This window comes from Calditrichota bacterium (assembly GCA_013152715.1).
Taxonomy (GTDB): domain Bacteria; phylum Zhuqueibacterota; class Zhuqueibacteria; order Thermofontimicrobiales; family Thermofontimicrobiaceae; genus 4484-87.
Window position 1 is genome coordinate 3399 of sequence record JAADFU010000140.1, and the last position, 2050, is coordinate 5448.

Consider the following 2050-nt stretch of genomic DNA (forward strand, 5'->3'; position numbering starts at 1 on the left):
GGCGATGTGACCGGAGATGAATTAGTTGGGTTGATCGGGCGACTGGAAAGTCCGTATATCGGCATTTGCCTCGATGTGGGGAATCCGCTGGCAGTGCTGGAAGATCCGGTTTTTGCAGCGGACAAAATGGCGCCTTTTGCCGTGACTACTCATTTCAAAGATTATGCGCTGGAGATGACAAATTATGGTTTCAAAGTTAGTGGCTGTGTCATCGGAGACGGCGTCATCGATCTGGATCGAATTTTTGATATCATTGTGTCGAGAACCAAACTGGATCGCTTGATTCTGGAAATTCCGGTTGAAAAAGAAGCGAATGAATTGGATTCTCTCAAAAAAGAGGAAGAAATCATCAGGCGCAGCGTCAATTTTGTGCGAGAGAAGTGGCTAATTTGAGAAACACCTTGCTATATTAAAGTCAAAAAATTAAAATCACGAGGCCCACTCAGGCTTTTTAGCTCATTAGTTTTTAATGCGATATTCTTTGTGCTCTTTGCGCCTACTTTGCGGGCTCTGTGGTTTCAAAAAGCTTTTGAGACACTCAAGGTTTATCGATTTATTATTGCCGGAGAAAGAAATCATGACTTCAAAAGAGCGCGTGTATGCTGCTTTGCGGCGTCAAAAAACGGATCGGGTGCCGATTTTCATGTGGTTTCATCCCATTACAGCGGAGAGGCTGGCGGCGGAATTGGATTTGCCGAAAAATTTGCTCGGCGTGGCTCTGGGCGATGATGTGCGTCAGGCATGGGTGGCAAATAATCACGCCATGGAAGGCATCGTGCACGAGCGAGACGGTGAAGGTCATTCTGATGATTGGGGAATTGACTGGGTCAAACAGGGACCTTTCAATCAAATTTCCAAGTCTCCGCTGGAAAATGCGCCGAAAGAGGAACTAAAAAATTACAAATTTCCGTTCTCGAAAATTGATCAACTTCTGGAAAATATGAATGCAATTTTGCCGTTGCAAGACGAATATTTTATCGGCTGTGATATTTCTCCTTGCCTGTTCGAGCTGATGTGCCGCCTGCGCGGGATGGAAGAGGCAATCATGGATTTGGCGGATATCGATAATTCTGTGGAGAAAATTTATGACGAGGCGACTCGTTTTGCCGTTGAATTGGGAGAAGCTGCGTGCCAGCGTTTTCCAATGGACTGGTTCTGGACCGGCGATGATGTCGGCGGACAGTTTGATTTAATCATGAACCCAAAAATCTGGCGCCAATTTCTGAAACCCAGGCTGAAGAAGATTTTTGACGTTGGCAAAAAGCACAATTTTTATGTGGCATATCATGCGTGTGGAGCAATTCGGGAAATTATCCCCGATTTAATTGAAATGGGAATGGACGTGCTGAATCCGATTCAGGCGAATTGTCCGGGAATGGATCCCATCGAACTCAAGCGCGAGTTTGGAAAATACATTAGTTTCATGGGCGGCGTGGATACGGTTGAACTTTTGCCTCGCGCCACAGCGGAGACAGTTTTTCGGGAAACGAAAAATCTGATTGAAAAAATGACCGAAGACGGAGGCGGTTACATTTTATCCGCATCGCATACCGTGCCGCCGGAGACGCCGCTGGAAAATATTTTTGCCATGTATGAGGCGGCAGGTCTGAGCAAAGAAGAAATTTTTGATCGAGCGAGTGAGTTGAGACAGGATTTGCCACGGAGACGCAGAGAGCACGGAGGGGGAGAGTAAGATTTTTTGATAAAAAAGAATAGTTTATTTAAGTAGGTTAAATTTGCACATCCCCCCTTACCCCCCTTCAAAGGGGGGAATTAGGAAGTCCCCCTTTGAAGGGGGATTTAGGGGGATGTTCTGTTGAGAAAATTGGCTCCTTTTGCAGTTCAGCAGCAAAAAAGAGGTTCGCTTTATGAGCTTTGAGATTGAAAACTTAGACGAAAAATGTTATCGCGAGGCAGTGCGCGAACAACAATTCCATCAAGAAGACTGGCTGAAACACGGCTACGCGCCAAAAGGATTTTATCTGAAGGATTTTTGCATTTTTAAACATGGTGATGTTTATCATCTATTTCATATCGCCGGCACGCCTGG

At 45.5% G+C, this 2050-nt stretch carries 3 protein-coding genes; all 3 read left to right on the plus strand.

From position 1 onward, the window contains the following. Window positions 1-393, plus strand: a 393-nt coding sequence (locus tag GXO74_11100) for a sugar phosphate isomerase/epimerase (protein NOZ62220.1), incomplete at its 5' end; no start/stop codon positions are given. A gap of 184 nt (window positions 394-577) precedes the next feature. Then, window positions 578-1693: a hypothetical protein gene (locus tag GXO74_11105; GenBank protein ID NOZ62221.1), complete on the plus strand. Its 1116-nt coding sequence runs from the start codon at window positions 578-580 to the stop codon at window positions 1691-1693. A 175-nt stretch (window positions 1694-1868) separates the two neighbouring features. After that, window positions 1869-2050 (plus strand): hypothetical protein (locus tag GXO74_11110; protein NOZ62222.1); only part of this gene is annotated, 182 nt, incomplete at its 3' end.